Annotated in this window: 17 protein-coding genes; 12 read left to right on the top strand and 5 right to left on the bottom strand. The window is 67.1% G+C overall.

Going from position 1 to position 18,202, the window contains the following annotated elements; translation table 11 throughout:
• Positions 1–367: 367 nt before the first annotated feature.
• The 3 genes from yidC to rpmH all read right to left on the bottom strand — a co-directional run bounded on the left by yidC (position 368) and on the right by rpmH (position 2,716).
• Positions 368–2,074: a membrane protein insertase YidC gene (yidC, locus tag ASD78_RS11440; RefSeq protein ID WP_056101427.1), complete on the bottom strand. Its 1,707-nt coding sequence runs from the start codon at positions 2,072–2,074 to the stop codon at positions 368–370.
• Positions 2,075–2,089: 15 nt separating this feature from the next.
• Positions 2,090–2,506 (bottom strand): ribonuclease P protein component, encoded by a 417-nt coding sequence (gene rnpA / locus ASD78_RS11435; protein ID WP_056101423.1) that lies wholly within the window; start codon positions 2,504–2,506, stop codon positions 2,090–2,092.
• Between the two features lie 69 nt (positions 2,507–2,575).
• Positions 2,576–2,716 carry a 50S ribosomal protein L34 gene (gene rpmH / locus ASD78_RS11430; RefSeq protein WP_031374044.1) on the bottom strand — a complete coding sequence of 47 codons (141 nt, stop codon included), beginning with the start codon at positions 2,714–2,716 and terminating at the stop codon, positions 2,576–2,578.
• Positions 2,717–3,122: 406 nt separating this feature from the next.
• Here rpmH and dnaA point away from each other — a divergent pair, with 406 nt between their 5' ends.
• The 12 genes from dnaA (at position 3,123) to ASD78_RS11370 (ending at position 16,982) form a co-directional block, all read left to right on the top strand.
• Complete coding sequence (gene dnaA / locus ASD78_RS11425) at positions 3,123–4,454, top strand: chromosomal replication initiator protein DnaA (RefSeq protein ID WP_056101418.1); 1,332 nt, start codon at positions 3,123–3,125, stop codon at positions 4,452–4,454.
• Positions 4,455–4,755: 301 nt separating this feature from the next.
• Positions 4,756–5,856, top strand: coding sequence for a DNA polymerase III subunit beta (dnaN, locus tag ASD78_RS11420; protein WP_055905611.1), 1,101 nt, complete (start codon positions 4,756–4,758; stop codon positions 5,854–5,856).
• Positions 5,857–6,001: 145 nt separating this feature from the next.
• Entirely contained in the window at positions 6,002–7,126 is a 1,125-nt protein-coding gene (gene recF, locus ASD78_RS11415) for a DNA replication/repair protein RecF (RefSeq protein WP_056101416.1), read from the top strand.
• Positions 7,127–8,342: 1,216 nt separating this feature from the next.
• On the top strand, positions 8,343–10,793 hold the full coding sequence (gene gyrB / locus ASD78_RS11410; protein ID WP_055905605.1) for a DNA topoisomerase (ATP-hydrolyzing) subunit B: 2,451 nt from the start codon (positions 8,343–8,345) through the stop codon (positions 10,791–10,793).
• 10 nt (positions 10,794–10,803) lie between these two features.
• Positions 10,804–11,655 (top strand): CPBP family intramembrane glutamic endopeptidase, encoded by an 852-nt coding sequence (locus ASD78_RS11405; RefSeq protein ID WP_056101411.1) that lies wholly within the window; start codon positions 10,804–10,806, stop codon positions 11,653–11,655.
• 80 nt (positions 11,656–11,735) lie between these two features.
• The gene (locus ASD78_RS11400) at positions 11,736–12,539 is read left to right on the top strand and encodes a M48 family metallopeptidase (RefSeq protein WP_055905599.1); all 804 of its coding nucleotides are present in this window, start codon (positions 11,736–11,738) and stop codon (positions 12,537–12,539) included.
• Positions 12,540–12,758: 219 nt separating this feature from the next.
• On the top strand, positions 12,759–13,889 hold the full coding sequence (locus tag ASD78_RS11395) for a tetratricopeptide repeat protein (RefSeq protein ID WP_156087720.1): 1,131 nt from the start codon (positions 12,759–12,761) through the stop codon (positions 13,887–13,889).
• A 146-nt stretch (positions 13,890–14,035) separates the two neighbouring features.
• Positions 14,036–14,707 carry an energy transducer TonB gene (locus ASD78_RS11390; protein WP_055905593.1) on the top strand — a complete coding sequence of 224 codons (672 nt, stop codon included), beginning with the start codon at positions 14,036–14,038 and terminating at the stop codon, positions 14,705–14,707.
• A gap of 74 nt (positions 14,708–14,781) precedes the next feature.
• The gene (locus ASD78_RS11385; protein WP_055905590.1) at positions 14,782–15,534 is read left to right on the top strand and encodes a MotA/TolQ/ExbB proton channel family protein; all 753 of its coding nucleotides are present in this window, start codon (positions 14,782–14,784) and stop codon (positions 15,532–15,534) included.
• Positions 15,535–15,585: 51 nt separating this feature from the next.
• On the top strand, positions 15,586–16,005 hold the full coding sequence (locus ASD78_RS11380; protein WP_055905587.1) for a biopolymer transporter ExbD: 420 nt from the start codon (positions 15,586–15,588) through the stop codon (positions 16,003–16,005).
• Positions 16,006–16,023: 18 nt separating this feature from the next.
• A complete protein-coding gene (locus ASD78_RS11375; RefSeq protein WP_055905585.1) occupies positions 16,024–16,440 on the top strand; it encodes a biopolymer transporter ExbD in 417 nt (138 codons plus the stop codon).
• A gap of 131 nt (positions 16,441–16,571) precedes the next feature.
• Positions 16,572–16,982, top strand: a complete 411-nt coding sequence (locus ASD78_RS11370) for a biopolymer transporter ExbD (protein ID WP_056101408.1) — start codon at positions 16,572–16,574, stop codon at positions 16,980–16,982.
• 25 nt (positions 16,983–17,007) lie between these two features.
• Here the strand turns inward: ASD78_RS11370 and ASD78_RS11365 are convergent, their stop codons facing one another.
• Both ASD78_RS11365 and ASD78_RS11360 read right to left on the bottom strand, forming a co-directional pair.
• A complete protein-coding gene (locus tag ASD78_RS11365; RefSeq protein WP_056101406.1) occupies positions 17,008–17,751 on the bottom strand; it encodes a pyridoxine 5'-phosphate synthase in 744 nt (247 codons plus the stop codon).
• A 52-nt stretch (positions 17,752–17,803) separates the two neighbouring features.
• A complete protein-coding gene (locus ASD78_RS11360) occupies positions 17,804–18,082 on the bottom strand; it encodes a hypothetical protein (RefSeq protein WP_055905577.1) in 279 nt (92 codons plus the stop codon).
• Positions 18,083–18,202 lie beyond the last annotated feature (120 nt).

Here is an 18,202-nt window from a genome sequence, read left to right as displayed (position 1 = left end):
AGCGGGCGGAAGCTGTTGCTTAAGAACGAAACCAGCAAAGCAGCCGGAATTCGCGATCGCGGCTCACGCCGCTCCCACAGAAAGCAGAAAGCGAAGCCGATCCGAATCGAAGCCAGCGCGGTAGCCGAAGGTCGCGRTCGCGGCTCACGCCGCTCCTACCCCAAGGCGGGTGGCAAGAGAAAGTGGCTCGCACACGCAGCGGGCGGAAGCTGTTGCTTAAGAACGAAACTAACGCAGCAAACGGAATTCGCAATCGCGGCTTACGCCGCTCCTACCCCAAGGCTCCTACCCCGAAGCCAGTGCGGAGCCCGAAAACACGAAGCCCGCCGATCGGCGGGCTTCGTGGTCGGGCGAAAGACTACACAACTCAAGCCTTGGCCGGCTTCTCGGCGTAGCGCTTGGTCATCCACCACTGCTGCAGCAGACCCAGGCCGCTGTTGGTGATCCAGTACAGCACCAGACCGGCCGGGAAGAACGCGAACATCACGCCGAACACCAGCGGCATCAGCTGCATCATCTTCTTCTGCATCGGGTCCATGCCCGGGGTCGGGGTCAGCTTCTGCGTCGCCCACATCACCGCGATGTTGATCAGCGGCAGCACGAAGAAGGGGTCGCGCGCGGTCAGGTCGTGGATCCACAGCATCCACGGTGCGTGGCGCAGTTCCACCGACTCCAGCAGCACCCAGTACAGGGCCAGGAACACCGGCATCTGCACGACGATTGGCAGGCAGCCGCCGACCGGGTTGATCTTCTCCTTCTTGTACAGCTCCATCATCGCCATCTGGAACTTCTGCTTGTCGTCGCCGTAGCGCTCCTTGAGCTGCTCGATGCGCGGCTGGAACTTGCGCATCTTCGCCATAGAGCGGTACTGCGCGGCCGACAGCGGGTACATCGCCAGCTTGATCAGCACCACCAGGCCGATGATCGACCAGCCCCAGTTGCCGAACAGGTCGTGCAGCTTCGACAGCAGCCAGAAGATGGCGTTGGCCATCGTGGCCATGATGCTGTAGCTGCTCCAGTCGACCGCGCGCTCCAGGTCCGGCACCTGCTGGGCCTTGAGCGCGTCGACCAGCTTGGGGCCGATCCACAGCCGCGCCTGGGTCTGCGCCTTCGCGCCGGCGGCGACGTTGACGCTGGGGCCGAGTTCGCGGATCAGGTACTGGGGAACGCCGGTGTTGGTGTTGGCGGTCGCCAGCGAGAACACGCTCTGGTCGTTCGGGCCCGGGATCCAGGCGGCGAAGAAGTGGTGCTGCAGCATCGCCACCCAGCCGCCGGTGACCTTCTTGTCGAGCGCGCCGTCGTCGACGAACTTGTCGAACTTGCGCTTCTCGTACTTGTCTTCGGTGCTGTACCAGGCCGCACCCTGGAAGCTGTACTGCTCGGCGTTCATCGGGCCGCTGCGGACCAGCGCGCGCGGCACGCGGGCGAGCTGGCGGTAGACCGAACCCTGCCACGGCGCGGTGCCGGCGTTGATCACTTCGTCGCGCACGGTGATGGCGTAACCGCTGTGCTGGAAGATGTAGGTGCGGCGGATGGTCACGCCGTTGGCGCCGGTCCACACGAAGGGCACGGCGATTTCCTTGGCGCCCTTGGCCAGCACGTAGTCGCGCTGCGGACTCTCCGGCACGAAACCGGATTCGTGGGTCGGGGTGGCGCCCCCCTGGCTGACCCAGCCGCTCTGGGCGACGAAGTAGTTGGTCGCGTCCTCGGCCAGCAGCCGCACCGGTGCGCTGTCCTCGGCCGCTTCGCTCGGATACTTGAGCAGGTCGGCGCGGTGCAGGGTGCCGCCGTCGAACACGACCTTGAGCACGTCGGTGGTGACGGTGACCGTCTGCGCCGCGCTCGGCGCCGCAACGGCTGCGGTGGGCGTGGCGCCGGCGGCAACCGGAGCGCTGGGCACGACGCCGGCGGCGCTAGCCGCGGTCGCGCTGGGCACGGTGCTGGTCGCGGCGGCGGCGGCAGCGGCGGTGACGGCCGGTGCCGGCGGCGCGGATTTCTCCTTGCCCCATTCCATCCACAGCAGGGTCGCCACCATCAGCCAGGCGAAGATCAGGAATACACGGGTCTGGTTCATGGGCAGCAGGCGGGCTCAGCCGGGACCGGGGTCCGGCAGTGGGGAGGGAATGGGATCGGCCGGCATTGTGCCGGGCACCGCAGGTGCGGGCAACGCGCCGGCGCGCCTGAGCAGACCGAGGAAGGCCTGGTCGAGTTCCTCACGCGTGCAACGCGAGGCGCCGGGACGGGCGACCACGACGTAATCGCCACGCGCCAGATCGGCACGCAGCTTGCGGAAGGTATCGCGCAGGGCGCGCTTGATGCGATTGCGTCCGACCGCATGGGGATCGACCTTGCGTGACACCGCCAGGCCCAGGCGCGCCTCGATGTCGACGGCCTGCCAATGCAAAGCAAGCACGGGCAGCGCCACACGCCGGCCGTGCTTGAAGATGCGGTCGAAATCCGAACGCGCGCGTACCCGCGCGGTGCGCGGGAAGCGGTTGGAGATCATCGGGTCGGTACCGGCGTATGCCGGACGGCTGCCTCGCGCCGCGTCAGCGGCAGGCAGCCGGGACGCCGTTTAGGCGCACAGACGCTTGCGGCCCTTGGCACGACGACGGGCCAGGATCTTGCGGCCGTCGGCGGTCGCCATGCGGGCACGGAAACCGTGGTCGCGCTTGCGCTTGAGGTTGCTGGGCTGATAAGTGCGCTTGGTGGCCATGGTCCGGCTCTACGTGTACGGCGGAAAAGACCGGCGATCTTAGCGGCCGCGGGCGGGACGGTCAAGTTAAGGTGAATGGCGGCCTGCGGCGGTCCGACGGCGGCGCCCGTTGCGGCGGCGGCGGCGGATGCTCGCGGCCGCCATCGTCGCAGCGCCTTCGCAAGCGCCCGCTATCGTGCGAAAAACCGCCCGCAACCGCGTCAGCGCTGGCTCGCGGCGTGCCGGCGCCTGTGGACTAGCCTGTGTTCAGCCTTGTGGACAAGTCCTGTTCCGGACCCGGCGGCGATGATAGTCTGGCTGACCCCCCTGCCCCGTTTGCCGCGAGCCGTATCGCGCGGCCGGCGGCGTTTCGACCGCCGTGCCGCCAGGCCCGGCGTGCCCCGCAATACAGAAGACCTGCCGACCGATGGAAGCTTGGCCCCGCTGCCTCGAACGACTCGAAGCCGAATACCCGGTCGAGGACGTGCACACCTGGCTCAAACCGCTGCAAGCGGCCCAACGCGACGACGTCACGGTGCTGTACGCGCCCAATGCCTTCGTCGTCGAGCACGTACGCGAACGTTACCTGGCGCGCATCCGCGAGCTGCTGAACTATTTCGCCGGCAGCGCCGAGGTCAGCCTGGAGATCGGCTCGCTGCCGCGCGTGGCGCCGCCGCGCGAGTCCGAGACCGCCGCCTACCGCCCGGCCCCGGTCGCCGCGCCGGTGGAGCCGTTCCAGGGCAACCTCGACACCCATTACACCTTCGACAACTTCGTCGAAGGCCGCAGCAACCAGCTCGGCCGCGCCGCGGCGCTGCAGGCCGCGCAGAAGCCCGGCGAACGCGCGCACAACCCGCTGCTGCTGTACGGGGGCACCGGCCTGGGCAAGACCCATCTGATGTTCGCGGCCGGCAACGCCATGCGCGAAGCCAACCCGGCGATGCGGGTGATGTACCTGCGTTCGGAACAGTTCTTCAGCGCGATGATGAAGTCGCTGCAGGACAAGACCATGGATCAGTTCAAGCGCCAGTTCCAGCGCGTGGACGCGTTGCTGATCGACGACATCCAGTTCTTCGCCGGCAAGGACCGCACCCAGGAAGAGTTCTTCCACACCTTCAACGCCCTGTTCGACGGCAAGCAGCAGATCATCCTGACCTGCGACCGTTACCCGCGCGAAGTCGAGGGCCTGGAGCCGCGCCTGAAGTCGCGCCTGGCCTGGGGCCTGTCGGTGGCGATCGAACCGCCGGACTTCGAGACCCGCGCCCAGATCGTGATCTCCAAGGCCAAGGAACGCGGCGCGGCGATCCCGGAAGAGGTCGCGTTCCTGCTCGCCAAGAAGATGCGCAGCAACGTGCGCGATCTGGAAGGCGCGCTCAACACCCTGACCGCGCGCGCCAACTTCACCGGCCGCGCGATCACCGCCGAGTTCGCCCAGGAAACCCTGCGCGACCTGCTGCGCGCGCAGCAGCAGGCGATCGGCATTCCCAACATCCAGAAGACCGTGGCCGATTACTACGGCCTGCAGATGAAGGACCTGCTGTCCAAGCGCCGCACCCGCTCGCTGGCGCGCCCGCGCCAGGTCGCGATGGCGCTGACCAAGGAACTGACCGAGCACAGCCTGCCCGAGATCGGCGACGCCTTCGCCGGCCGCGACCACACCACGGTGCTGCATGCCTGCCGGCAGATCCGCACCCTGATGGAGACCGACGGCAAGCTGCGCGAAGACTGGGACAAGCTGATTCGCAAGCTCAGCGAATGAGCCCGCAGGCGACGGACGGCGCCGGTTGCAGGTACTCTTCGAATAAAGCGGTGCACGAGACGCGTACAAGCTGTGGATAGATCGAGGCCGGCGCCTTGCCCCGAAATTTATCCACAGCTTGTGCAGCAGCTCAGGGTCCGGTTCTACCGAACTTTGACCTCACGGAAAAACCAGTAAAAACAACAAGTTAATGCAGTTTTCCCGGGTTTTCGGCGACACCATCACCACCATGCTTTTGATTTATTCCACTCTTTTGTATTGGGCGTTGCCGCCCGAACCGACTAGGGGCTAAGGGGTCCGCATGCGTTTCAGCCTGCAACGAGAAGTGTTTCTCAAGCCGTTGGCGCAAGTCGTCAACGTAGTCGAACGCCGGCAGACCCTGCCGGTCCTCGCCAATCTGCTGGCCCAGGTCAAGGACGGACAGCTTTCGCTGACCGGTACCGATCTGGAAGTCGAGATGGTCTCGCGCATCGTCGTCGACGATGCCAAGGACGGCGAAACCACGATCCCGGCGCGCAAGTTGTTCGAGATCGTTCGCGCACTGCCCGACGGCAGCAAGGTCACGGTCACCCAGACGGCCGAGAAGATCACCGTCCAGGCCGGGCGTTCGCGCTTCACCCTGGCCAGCTTGCCGGCCAACGACTTCCCGTCGATCGACGAAGTCGAAGCCACCGAGCGCGTACGGGTGCCGGAAGCCGCGCTGAAGGAACTGATCGAGCGCACCGCGTTCGCGATGGCCCAGCAGGACGTGCGTTATTACCTCAACGGCCTGTTGTTCGACCTGCGCGAGAACAGCCTGCGTTGCGTGGCGACCGACGGTCACCGCCTGGCACTGTGCGAAACCGCCTACGAAGGCGGCGGCCAGACCAAGCGCCAGATCATCGTGCCGCGCAAGGGCGTGCAGGAGCTGCAGCGCCTGCTGGAAGGCGGCGACCGCGAGATCGAGATCGAGATGGGCCGCGGCCACATCCGGGTCAAGCGCGACGATGTGACCTTCACCAGCAAGCTGATCGACGGCCGTTTCCCGGATTACGAAGCGGTGATCCCGATCGGCGCCGACCGCGAAGTGCGGATCGAGCGCGAGATCCTGCGCGCGGCCCTGCAGCGTGCGGCGATCCTGTCGAACGAGAAGTACCGCGGCGTGCGCATCGAGGTCTCGCCCGGCCAGCTCAAGATCAGCGCCCACAACCCGGAACAGGAAGAAGCGCAGGAAGAGGTCGAAGCCGACACCAAGGTCGACGACCTGGCCGTGGGTTTCAACGTCAACTACCTGCTCGACGCACTGACCGCGCTGCGCGACGAACATGTGGTGATCGCCCTGCGCGACGCAAACTCCTCGGCGTTGGTGCGCGAGGCGGCGAACGAGAAGTGCCGCCACGTGGTCATGCCGCTGCGCCTGTGATCCGGCCGCGGTCGGCGCCGACCGCGAGCGACAGGTTCCACGTGGAACACATTCCGCAAGTTCACGACACGCCCGGCCCGTCCGGGCGTGTTCGTTTCTGCCGGCCGGGCGCTCAGCCCGGCTTGCCGCCCTGTCGAGCCTCGTAATGCGCGTAACCCGCCTCGAAGCCCGCGGTTTGCGCCGCTTTGCCGATGTCAGGCTGGCGCCGGCCCCCGGGATCAACCTGATCACCGGCGACAACGGCGCCGGCAAGACCAGCCTGCTGGAAGCCCTGCACCTGATGGCCTACGGCCGCAGCTTCCGTGGCCGGGTCCGCGATGGGCTGGTTCGGGCCGGTGACCCGGCCCTGGAAGTGTTCGTCGAGTGGCAGGAAGGCGTCGGGCCGGCCGCTACGCGCATCGCCGAGGGCGAGGCCGGGGCGACCCGCTTGCGCAAGGCCGGACTGCGCCACACCGGGCAGGACTGGATCGGCCGCCTGGACGGTAGCCCGGTGGCCCAGCTCGGCGAGTTGTGTGCGGCCTTGGCCGTGGTCAGCTTCGAGCCCGGCAGTCACGCCCTGATCACCGGCGGTGCCGAGGCCCGGCGTCGTTACCTGGATTGGGGACTGTTCCACGTGGAACACGACTTCATTTCCCTGTGGCGGCGCTATACCCGGGCCCTGAAGCAGCGCAACGCCCTGCTCAAGGCCCGCGCCCGCGACGGCCAGCTCGACGCTTGGGACCGGGAACTGGCCGACGCAGGCGAACCGCTGAGCCGGCGCCGTCAGCATTACCTTGAGGACCTGCAGCCCCGGTTCGCGGCCCTGGCGGCGGATCTGGCCCCAGCCCTGGGCGATACCCGTCTGGATTACCTGCCCGGTTGGCGCCGAGACGAACTGCCCCTGGCCGACGCGCTGCTGCTGGCCCGCGAACGCGACCAGATCGCCGGCTATACCTCGGTCGGGCCGCACCGGGCCGACTGGCGCATCCAGTTCGGCGGTCTGCCGGGCCGCGAGGCCCTGTCGCGTGGCCAGGCCAAACTCACCGCCCTCGCCGCCCTGCTGGCCCAGGCCGAGCACCATGCCCAGGCCCGCGGCGAGTGGCCGGTGATCGCCCTGGACGATTTGGCCTCGGAACTGGATCGGCAGCACCAGCGCCGGGTGCTGGAGCGCCTGATCGCCAGCGGCGCCCAGGTGTTCATCACCGGAACCGAGGCGCCGAGCGCGCTGGCTGAAATCGGGGTGGCCGTGACGACGTTCCACGTGGAACAGGGTGAGCTTCGGCTTGATTGAGTTGTGTTCCACGTGGAACATGCGCCTCTAGCGCAGGCCTGCGGTGTTCCACGTGGAACGCTACCCGGCATTGGGCTTTCTGGCCGGGCTCGTCCGCGGCTGATGGCGCCGCGCCGTGGGAGCACCGCCTGACTCCGGGCTACCAAGCCGCCGCCAGCCATCAGCCCAGCAGGTTGGGCCCGGATCGCCGCGATAGCTGTCAGCCTCGACTCCTGGGAGCCAGCACCCGGCTCGTCATGCCTGTCATCCGGCATCCGACCGACTTAAGGTCGCGGGTAGAAGCGGCCCGCACCGCCGGCGCCCCCCAAGTCGCACAGGCAGCGCGGCCGCAGAATCAGGTCGAGACTGGCGATCCGACGAGCTCCGGCAGCCGGATGTCGCCGTGGGGACTCGTCTTCGCAAATTCCCGAGTGGCGATCGCCGCGATCCGTTCTAGCTCGGCGGCCGTCATACGCGGACCTGACCGAGAACAAGCGCTTCCTCAACATCACCGTCGGCCGCGTCCCTGCACCACCGAAACAACCGGGAGTTCAAAGGCCGGGGCATCGGCTACGTCCAGTTGCCGCTAGATTTCATCGATTCGCCCAGCGACAGGCTCTTCCTGAGCAGCGCTCCGAACCCGAACCCGAACCCGAACCAACGACCAGTAGCGCCACATCGCTATCACTTCGACCAGGGCGAATGGACTGCGCCACCAGGGCTACAGTAAGGACCGCCGGTGCGACGGCAATCGCTGGCCTGGCCGGAGGGCTTGCGCGAGAACGGCCATCCGATGGGCCGACTCGACTAAGGAGCTGACCAACCGCTCCCTCGGCGCCTGGCTCTAACACCGCGGCGTGAAGTGACCCTCGCGTCATGGCCCAGTCCAAGCCGGTTGGCCTGAATCCAGCGTTCAGCCTTAAACGGGCCAAAGGCCACACCAGCGAACCCTCCCAGCCCGCAAGACTCACCCCACCTGCCGCCCGACACTTCCCCCCGACCTCGGCGACCCCACAGGAGGCCTCCCCTCGCGCGCTGCGGCACGCCCGGCCCAATCCGGCCGGCGCAGCCCGGATCGCGCCGGAACCACCGCGCAGCGCCTCTCCTGCTCGCATCTGACCGGGGCGGCGGGGCACCGGACCTAGGGGGCCGCGGCGCGGTATACTCGGCCTCAGTCCCCTACAGCTAATGTGTCGCGCTCCCGGCCTCGCAGGCGGACCGCGCAATCCCACAGAGCATGTCCGAAAACAACGATCAGACCCCCGGCCAGACCCCGAACCAGACCTACGACTCCAGCAAGATCACCGTCTTGCGCGGGCTCGAGGCCGTACGCAAACGGCCGGGCATGTACATCGGCGACGTCCACGACGGCACCGGTCTGCATCACATGGTGTTCGAAGTCGTCGACAACGCGATCGACGAGGCCCTCGCCGGCCACGCCGACGATGTGATCGTGACCCTGCACGAAGACGGCTCGGTGTCGTGCTACGACAACGGCCGCGGCATTCCGGTCGACATCCACAAGGAAGAAGGCGTTTCCGCGGCCGAGGTCATCCTCACCGTGCTGCACGCCGGCGGCAAGTTCGACGACAACAGCTACAAAGTCTCCGGTGGTCTGCACGGCGTCGGCGTCTCGGTGGTCAACGCGCTGTCCGAACAGCTGTGGCTGGACATCTGGCGCGACGGCCACCACCACCAGCAGGAATACGCGCTGGGCGAGCCGGTGTATCCGCTCAAGCAGCTGGAAGCCTCCGACAAGCGCGGCACCCTGCTGCGCTTCAAGCCGGCGGCGGAAATCTTCACCGACGTCGAGTTCCATTACGACATCCTGGCCAAGCGCCTGCGCGAACTGTCGTTCCTGAATTCCGGCGTCAAGATCACCCTGGTCGACGAGCGCGGCGAAGGCCGTCGCGACGTATTCCAGTACGAAGGCGGCATCCGCTCCTTCGTCGAGCATCTGGCCCAGCTCAAGACCCCCCTGCACCCGAACGTGATCTCGGTGTCGGGCGAGCAGAACGGCATCACCGTGGACGTGGCGTTGCAGTGGACCGATTCCTACCAGGAAACGATGTTCTGCTTCACCAACAACATTCCGCAGAAAGACGGCGGCACCCACCTGATCGGCTTCCGCGCCGCGCTGACCCGCACGCTCACCAACTACATCGAAAACAGCGGCATCGCCAAACAGGCCAAGATCGCGCTGTCCGGCGACGACATGCGCGAAGGCATGATCGCGGTGCTGTCGGTCAAGGTGCCGGACCCGAGCTTCTCCTCGCAGACCAAGGAAAAGCTGGTCAGCTCCGAAGTGCGCCCGGTCGTGGAAAGCACGTTCGGCGCGCGCCTGGAGGAGTTCCTGCAGGAGCACCCGAACGAAGCCCGCGCGATCACCGGCAAGATCATCGACGCCGCGCGTGCGCGCGAGGCCGCGCGCAAGGCGCGCGACCTGACCCGCCGCAAGGGCGCGCTCGACATCGCCGGCCTGCCCGGCAAGCTCGCCGACTGCCAGGAAAAAGACCCTGCGCTGAGCGAACTGTTCATCGTCGAGGGCGACTCCGCAGGCGGTTCGGCCAAGCAAGGCCGTAACCGCAAGACCCAGGCGATCCTGCCGCTCAAGGGCAAGATCCTCAACGTCGAGCGCGCGCGCTTCGACCGCATGCTCGGCAGCGCCGAAGTCGGCACCCTGATCACCGCGCTCGGCACCGGCATCGGCAAGGACGAGTACAACCCGGACAAGCTGCGCTACCACCGCATCATCCTGATGACCGACGCCGACGTCGACGGCTCGCACATCCGCACCCTGCTGCTGACCTTCTTCTACCGGCAGATGCCGGAGTTGATCGAGCGCGGCCATGTCTACATCGGCCTGCCGCCGCTGTACAAGATCAAGCAGGGCAAGAACGAGCTCTACCTCAAGGACGACGCGGCGCTGGACGCCTACCTGGCCAACAACGCCGTCGAAGGCGCCGCGCTGATCCCGGCCGCCGGCGAGCCGCCGATCGAAGGCGCCGCGCTGGAGAGGCTGCTGCTGGCCTACGCCGGCGCGCGCGAAGCGATCGCGCGCAACGCGCACCGCTACGACCCGGCCGTGCTCGAAGCGCTGCTCGACTTCACCCCGCTCGACAGCGAGCACCTGCTCGCCAACGTCGACGAGCGCCACGAACTCGACGCGCTCGAAAAGCGCCTCAACCGCACCGGCCTGGGCAAGCCGCGCTACTCGCTGCAGCTGCACAACGCCAACGAGAGCCGTCAGGCCGCGTTGCTGGTCACGCGCAGCCACATGGGCCAGGAACTGACCCAGGTGCTGCCGCTGTCGGCGTTCGCCGGCGGCGAGCTGCGTGCGCTGCGCGAAGCCGCGCAGCAGTTGCACGGGCTGATTCGCGAGGGCGCGCAGATCCTGCGCGGCAACCGCGCCCAGCCGGTGCAGAGCTTCGTCGAAGCGCAGGCGTGGCTGCTCGAAGAGGCCAAGAAGGGCCGCGCGATCCAGCGCTTCAAGGGCCTGGGCGAAATGAATCCCGAGCAGCTGTGGGACACCACGGTCAATCCGGAGACGCGCCGCCTGCTGCAGGTGCGGATCGAAGACGCGGTCGCCGCCGACCAGATCTTCAGCACCCTGATGGGCGACGTGGTCGAACCGCGCCGCAACTTCATCGAGGACAACGCGCTCAAGGTCGCCAACCTCGACGTCTGATCCACGCACGATGCCGGCCTCCGAGCCCGCCAGCGCCGCCGCCGCGGCGCTCGCCCCGCCGCCGCTGCCTGCGCTAGCGCAGGCAGCCCCACCGCGGCGCGTGCGCGCCGTGGTCGGCCACGCCGCGCTCGACTTCGCCATCGCCGTGGCGATCGTGCTGGCGCTGAGCATGATCGCGATGATGGCCTGGGCGTTCGCGCGCGGCCTGGAGATCGCCATGCGCCAGCCCGGTTCGGCCGCCACCGACGCCCTGCAGGCGATCGGCCAGCCCGGCGCGCTCGCGCAGCTGAGCATGGCCATGGCCGCGGTAGGGGGCGCCGCCGTGGCGGTCTACCTGCTGCGCCGTCGCGCCGGGAGCGAGGAACGCGCCGCCTCCTGGCGCGCCGCACGCCGCCCCGCGACCTGGGGCTGGGCCCTGGGCGTGGGTCTGGCCGCGTTCGGCCTCAGCGCCGCGCTGAGCTGGATCGGCGAGCAGCTCGGCATCGAACCCGTCCCCAGCAACGTCCAGATGATCCAGGCCGCCCTGCGCAGCCAGTTCGCCCTGACCCTGCTGTTCGCGGTCGTGGCTGCGCCGGCCTACGAAGAGCTGCTGTTCCGGCGCGTCCTGTTCGGCCGTTTCTGGGCCGCCGGCCTGCCCGGGCTGGGGATCGTCCTGAGCAGCCTGGCCTTCGCCCTGATGCACGAGGTGCCCGGCCTGAGCGGCAACGGGCCCGGCGCGATCGCCCTGCTGTGGCTGACCTATGCCGCGATCGGCGCCTCTTTCGCCTGGGTCTACCGCCGTACCGGCACGCTCTGGGGACCCATAGCCGCACATGGAATCAATAATTTGCTCGCCTGTGCCCTGCTCTATCTGCACAGCTGAGCCACCGGTTCGTCGGGATTGACGAAAAGTTAATCCTGATCGGTCTACAACGCGTTCATACGTACTGGGGAACTGCATACGTGAAGCGTCTACTGCTCGGTGTCCCGATCGCGCTGATCGTGACCGCCTGCGCCACCACGACCTCGCCCACCGGGCGGCGCCAGAACGTGGGTGCGGTGTCGCAGGAACAGCTCAACCAGATGGGCGCGCAAGCCTTCGTCGAGGCCAAGTCAAAGGGCAAACTCAGCACAGATTCCCGCCAGAACGGGTACGTTCGCTGTGTGGTCGATACGGTGACCCGCCAGCTGCCGCCCGGCTGGCAGGCGCAATGGGACGTCGCGGTGTTCGTCGACAGCTCGCCCAATGCCTTCGCCCTGCCCGGCGGCAAGGTCGGCGTCAACACCGGCATCTTCAGCGTCGCCAAGAACCAGGACCAGCTGGCGGCGGTGATCGCCCACGAAATCGGCCACGTGGTCTCGCGCCACCACGACGAGCGCATCACCCGCCAGATGACCGCCCAGACCGGCCTGAGCATCGCCGGCGCCCTGCTCGGCTCGCGCTACGGCGAGGGCGCGGCCAACGCCACCAACCAGCTCGGCGGCGCCGCGGTCCAGGGCCTGTTCCTGCTGCCCGGTTCGCGCACCCAGGAGAGCGAGGCCGACGTGGTCGGCCAGCAGCTGATGGCCCAGGCCGGCTTCGATCCGCAGCAGGCGGTCAACCTGTGGGAGAACATGATCGCCGCCAGCAGCAGCCGGCCCCCCCAATGGCTGTCGACCCATCCGGACCCGCAGTCGCGCATCCAGGAACTGCGCGCCCGCGCCGGCGGGCTCATGCCGGTGTACCAGCAGGCCCGTTCTGCCGGCCGTACGCCCAAGTGTGGATGAACGCTACGCATTAAAGACAGTAAAACCCCGTATCGCGCCGCCCCGCGTTTCTGTTAGCGTGACGGCCCCCCGGCCCTGCGGCCATCGACCCCGCACACGCGGCAGCTGATTGAGGTGAACATGAACAAGCTCCCCACCCGCCACCGCACCGTGCTGACGGCCGCCATCGGCGCCGTGCTTGCGCTGGGCTCGATCGCCCAGGTTCACGCGCAGTCGGCGATGGACCGGGCCGAGGAGCGCCGTCAGCGTCATGGCGAGAAGAAGGAAGACAAGAAGGCTTCCGCCGCCGCGTCCAAGGTCGAATACCCCAACGCCACCCGTCAGCAGCCCGACGCCAAGGCCTCGGCCAAGGTCACCCCCAAGCTGAAGAAGATGATGGATCTGTACGACGCCGATAAGGGCAGCGAAGCGCGCGCCATCGCCGACGAGATCATCGCCAACTCCGCCGCCAACGCCTACGACCACGCCTTCGCCGCGCAGATCGCCGCGCAGCTGGCCTACGACGCCGACGACACCGCCGCCGCCATCGGCTACTTGAACAAGGCCCTGGAATTCAACGGCCTCGACAACAACGGCCACTACAGCTCGATGTTCATGCTGGCCCAGCTGCAGCTGCAGGAAGACAAGTACGCCGAGTCGCTCGCCACCATGGACCGCTTCCTGAGCGAGACCAAGAGCACCAAGCCCGAGCACCTGATCGTCAAGGGCAACGCCCTGTACCGTCTGGAGCGCTACGCCGACGCGTCCAAGATCATCAAGCAGGCCATCGACGCCTCGCCCGAGCCCAAGTCCGACTGGCAGCAGCTGCTGATGGCGTCCTACGCCGAATCCGGTCAGACCGGCGAAGCGACCAAGATGGCCGAAGCCGTCGCTTCCAAGAACCCCACCGACAAGCGCGCCCAGCTCAACCTGGTCGCGACCTACCTGCAGGCCGACCAGTACGACAAGGCCGCAGCGGTGCTGGAGAAGCTGCGCGCCGGCGGCCAGCTCAACGAAGACAAGGACTACCGCCAGCTCTACTCGACCTACCTGCAGATCGACGGTAACGAGAAGAAGGCCGCGGACGTCATCAACGAAGGCCTGACCAAGGGCATCCTGAAGCCGGATTTCCAGGCTTACCTGGCCCTGGCCCAGTCCTACTACTTCTCCGACCAGGTGAACCCGTCGATCGAGGCGTACAAGAAAGCCGCCCCGCTCGCTCCCGACGGCGAGACCTACCTCAATCTCGCACGCGTTTTGTGGCAGGAAGACCGCATTCCAGAGGCCAAGGAAGCCGCCAAGCAGGCGATCGCCAAGGGCGTGAAGAAGCCCGACGACGCCAAGAAGATCATCGCGCTGCCGGGTAAATAATCGGCACTCGATAGGCAAATCCGCCCTTGGAACCTAGGGCGTGGTTTGGTATATGCTAGGAGGTTCGCGCGACTGGAAACGGTTGCACGAACCGAACGACGGCCCGCGGCGCCCTTGCGTCCGGAAACACTTCCCGAGCTGACGGCATGACGCAAGACCTCGAAATCCACGCTAAGAAAGATGACGACCGCGAAGGGCTGAACTGGGCACGTATCGCCGGTATCACCTCCGCGATCGCCGTGCATGTCGCGGCGCTGCTCTTGCTGCTCGCGCCCATGGCGCCGCCGGCAACCGAAAAGGCGGAAGAGCAAGTCACCGTCGTTAACCTGATCAAGCCGCCGCCGCCGCCCCCGCCGCCGCCGCCGCCGCCGCCGGAACCGCCGCCGCCGCAGCAGATCCGTCAGCTGGCCGCGCCGCAGCCGACGCCGCTGCCGCCGCCGCCGGAAGAGCCGCCGATCGTGGTGGACGAACCGAGCCCGGTCGACATTCAGGCCGAACCGCCGTCGCCCCCGGCTCCGCCGGCTCCGGCCACGACGATCAGCTCGGGCGTCGATCCGTCGTCCAAGCGCCTCAATCCGCCGAAATACCCGCCGACCGAAGCGCGTCAGGGCGTGGGCGGCACCGTGGTCCTGGTCATCAGCATTGATGCCTCGGGCAATGTGCTCGACGTCTCCGTCGAGAAATCCAGCCGCAACCGCAACCTCGACCGCGCCGCCATGGATGCCGCACGGAAGTGGAAGTTCAACCCCGAGATGCGCAACGGCGTGGGCGTGCCCAGCAAGGTTCGCGTCCCGGTCGATTTCGTCCCGCCGAACTGATCGGGTTCGCGAGACGGGTGTAACGCTCTACGTACTACTTCTTTCCTTATCCACGACATTCAAAGGTAAGCGTCATGCTGCAGGAAACCACCACCGCTGCTACTGCCGGGGGCTCCAACGCCGAAGCCCTCCAGCAGATGAGCTTTGCCCATCTGTTGCAAAACTTCGACCTGGTCGGCTGGGTCGTGTTCCTCACGCTCGCGATCATGTCGATCCTGTCGGTCTACTGGATCGTCGTGAACTTCGTGAAGAACCTGCGTCTTCGCGGCAGTTCCGACCGCGTCGTCAGCACGTTCTGGGAAACCCCCAACGCGCAGGACGCCATCCGCTTCATGGAAGAGCAGTCGCGTAGCGAGCCGTTCTCCAAGATCGCGCTCGATGCCGCCCAGGCTGCCGCTCACCACCAGCGCCACGAAGGTTCGCGCCTGGTCGAGTCGCTCAACCGTTCCGAGTTCGTCGATCGCGCCCTGCGTCAGGGTGTGACCCGCGAAAGCTCGCGTCTGGAAAGCGGCCTGACCGTGCTCGCCACCGTGGGTTCGACCGCACCGTTCGTCGGTCTGCTCGGCACCGTGTGGGGCATCTACCACGCCCTGATCAAGATCGGTGCGACCGGCCAGGCTTCGATCGACGCCGTCGCCGGCCCGGTCGGCGAGGCGCTGATCATGACCGCCATCGGTCTGTTCGTCGCCATCCCGGCGGTGCTCGCGTACAACTTCTTCGTGCGCCTGAACCGCGTTACGAACAACAAGTTCGATACGTTCGCGCACGACCTGCACGACTTCTTCGCTACCGGTTCGCGCGTCGGCGAACTGGCCGCGAAGCGCTAAGTCGCCTAACCGCGACGTCTTCACCTTACTTGTAGTAGTTGGAGTTCGGACATGGCCTTCAGTACAGACAGCGACAGCGGCGGCCCGATGGCACAGATCAACGTCACGCCCCTCGTGGACGTGATGCTGGTGCTGCTGATCATCTTCATGATCACGGCGCCTCTGATGTCGCATAAGGTCAAGGTCGAATTGCCCGAAGCCACCCTCAACAAGCCGGCGGCCACCGCGCCCCCGACTCCGCCGATCACTCTGGCGGTCAAGGAAGACGGTTCGTTGTTCTGGAACGACGAACCGATCACCAAGGACCTGCTCGAGAGCCGGCTGTCGATCGAGGCTCAGAAGACGCCGCAACCGCAGATCAACGTCCGCGGTGACAAGACGACCAAATACCGCATCGTGCAAGAAGTGGTGAAGATTGCGCAGGGCCAAGGCATGCGTAAGGTCGGCTTCGTAGCGATCAAAGAACGCTAAGGCAAACGGAGACTATTTATGGCTTTCAGTTCCGGCTCCGGTGCAGGCGCTCCGATGGCTGACATCAACGTCACGCCCCTGGTGGACGTGATGCTGGTGCTGCTGATCATCTTCATGGTGACGGCGCCCGTGATGTCTTATCCGATCGAAGTCAACCTGCCGCAGCGCACGACCACGCCGCCGCCCCCGACTCCGCCGAAGGAGCCGATCCGCCTGCGGATCGACGCCTCGGGTCAGGTCTTCTGGAACGACACGCCGCAACCGATCACGGCGCTCCAGAGCATGATGGAAGTCGAAGTCCAGCGTGAGCCCACCAACCAGCCGATGCTGGAGATCGACGTCAGCACCGATGCCGATTACGGCATCCTCGCCAAGGTGCTGGCGAAGGCAAAGAACGCCAATATGGAAAAGATCGGCTTCGTGCAGAACGACTGACCGATCGACAAGTTTGACGCTTACCGTCGTGAAAACGCCGCCTCCGGGCGGCGTTTTTTTTGCGCTCTTGCCAGCCGGGCCGGAACCGGTTTAGCGTGGAACCGGGCATTCCGCCCAGTGGGGGTAGTGCAATGGCCGTCTCCGCGTATTTCGATTCCCCGTCCCGTAACGACGCCCGCGCCGTCGCCGAAATCAACATCACCCCGCTGGTCGACGTGATGCTGGTGCTGCTGGTGATCTTCATGGTGGCCGCGCCGGTGATGACCGGCACCTTGAACCTGAATTTGCCGGTGGCCACGCCGCCGACCGCGGAAGCTCCGCCACCGCGCGTGCAGTTGTCGGTCCAGGTCGACGGCAGCTATGTGCTCGACGGCCAAGCGGTCGCCGCGGTGTCGCTGCAAGACGCCCTCGACACCCTGGCCGGCCGAGCCCCGCGTACCGTGCTGGAGATCGCGGCCAACGCCGATGCGGACTACCAGGGCTTCGCCACCGCGGTGTCCGCGGCCAAGGAAAGCGGCCTGAAGAACATCGCCCTGCAGTGACCGCGGCGCGAGCGCGCGGTGCGGCCTACAGCAGTCGCAGGTAGGCCCGCACCGTCGCGTCCAGGCCCGCATACAGGGCCTCGCCGATCAGGGCGTGGCCGATCGACACTTCCAGCACCTGCGGCACTGCGCGCAGGAACTCGCCCAGATTGGCCTGGTTGAGGTCGTGGCCGGCGTTCACGCCCAGGCCGGCGGCCTGCGCGCGCCGGGCGGCATCGGCGAACAACGCCAGGGCCGTGCCGGCATCGCCGCGCGCATGCGCTTCGGCGTAGGGACCGGTGTAGAGCTCGACCCGGTCGGCGCCGATCGCCGCGGCGATCTCGAAGCCATCGGAACCGGCATCGGCGAACACGCTGACCCGGCAGCCCATGGCCTTGAGCTCGCCGATCAGCGGTCGCAGCGATTCGCCGTCGCGGCGGAAATCGAAACCGTGGTCCGAGGTCAGCTGGCCGTCGCCGTCCGGCACCAGGGTCGCCTGCGCCGGCCGCGCCTGCGCGCACAGGGCGAGGAAGCCCGGATAGCCCGCGCGCGGCGGCGCGAAGGGATTGCCTTCCAGGTTGAACTCGACCGCGCGCTCGCGGGTGAGCTGCGCCAGCGCCATCACGTCGTAGTCGCGGATGTGGCGCGCGTCGGGACGCGGATGCACGGTGATGCCATGGGCGCCGGCATCGAGGCAGGCACGCGCGGCGCCGACCACGTCCGGGTCGTTGCCGCCGCGCGAATTGCGCAGCACGGCGATCTTGTTGACGTTGACGCTGAGTACGGTCATGCGCGCAGTCTAGGGCGCGGCGACCGGTTTCCCAAGCCTGCCGAACCAGGCCTCAGCGCTGCTGCTGCGGCTCCGACGACGCCGGCTGCGACGACGCTGCGGCGAGCTTGCGCGCCTCGGCCTGCTCGCGCAGGCGGCGCAGCTCGGCCGGGTCCAGCATCATGCCCTCGTCGCGGCTCTGGCTGCCGATGCGCGCGGCCACCAGGCCCAGCACCCAGGCCAGGAAAAAGCCCAGCGAGGCCAGCAGGCAGACCACGAGCAGCACGCCCGAGGAAGTCTTGAAAGCGATTACGAGCGCGGCCAGGGCCAGCAGCAGAAACAGCCAATACATGGCGGCGGTGCTCCCGTCGGTAGGTGGTTGCCAGTCGCCGCGAGTGTAGCGCGCCGGTCGCCGGGCTACAGCCCGATGATGGTGCCGCCACGACCGCCCGTCGTACGCGACGTGACCCAG

Source organism: Lysobacter sp. Root667 (assembly GCF_001427715.1).
GTDB lineage: Bacteria > Pseudomonadota > Gammaproteobacteria > Xanthomonadales > Xanthomonadaceae > Lysobacter.
Note: the sequence above shows the minus strand (reverse complement) of the source record. Positions and strands in the feature narration are given on the sequence as shown.

Coding starts and splice junctions, on each gene's coding strand:
- yidC (WP_056101427.1), bottom strand. CDS start 2,074: ATGAACCAGACCCGTGTATTCCTGATCTTCGCCTGGCTGATGGTGGCG.
- rnpA (WP_056101423.1), bottom strand. CDS start 2,506: ATGATCTCCAACCGCTTCCCGCGCACCGCGCGGGTACGCGCGCGTTCG.
- rpmH (WP_031374044.1), bottom strand. CDS start 2,716: ATGGCCACCAAGCGCACTTATCAGCCCAGCAACCTCAAGCGCAAGCGC.
- dnaA (WP_056101418.1), top strand. CDS start 3,123: ATGGAAGCTTGGCCCCGCTGCCTCGAACGACTCGAAGCCGAATACCCG.
- dnaN (WP_055905611.1), top strand. CDS start 4,756: ATGCGTTTCAGCCTGCAACGAGAAGTGTTTCTCAAGCCGTTGGCGCAA.
- recF (WP_056101416.1), top strand. CDS start 6,002: ATGCGCGTAACCCGCCTCGAAGCCCGCGGTTTGCGCCGCTTTGCCGAT.
- gyrB (WP_055905605.1), top strand. CDS start 8,343: ATGTCCGAAAACAACGATCAGACCCCCGGCCAGACCCCGAACCAGACC.
- ASD78_RS11405 (WP_056101411.1), top strand. CDS start 10,804: ATGCCGGCCTCCGAGCCCGCCAGCGCCGCCGCCGCGGCGCTCGCCCCG.
- ASD78_RS11395 (WP_156087720.1), top strand. CDS start 12,759: ATGGACCGGGCCGAGGAGCGCCGTCAGCGTCATGGCGAGAAGAAGGAA.
- ASD78_RS11390 (WP_055905593.1), top strand. CDS start 14,036: ATGACGCAAGACCTCGAAATCCACGCTAAGAAAGATGACGACCGCGAA.
- ASD78_RS11385 (WP_055905590.1), top strand. CDS start 14,782: ATGCTGCAGGAAACCACCACCGCTGCTACTGCCGGGGGCTCCAACGCC.
- ASD78_RS11380 (WP_055905587.1), top strand. CDS start 15,586: ATGGCCTTCAGTACAGACAGCGACAGCGGCGGCCCGATGGCACAGATC.
- ASD78_RS11375 (WP_055905585.1), top strand. CDS start 16,024: ATGGCTTTCAGTTCCGGCTCCGGTGCAGGCGCTCCGATGGCTGACATC.
- ASD78_RS11370 (WP_056101408.1), top strand. CDS start 16,572: ATGGCCGTCTCCGCGTATTTCGATTCCCCGTCCCGTAACGACGCCCGC.
- ASD78_RS11365 (WP_056101406.1), bottom strand. CDS start 17,751: ATGACCGTACTCAGCGTCAACGTCAACAAGATCGCCGTGCTGCGCAAT.
- ASD78_RS11360 (WP_055905577.1), bottom strand. CDS start 18,082: ATGTATTGGCTGTTTCTGCTGCTGGCCCTGGCCGCGCTCGTAATCGCT.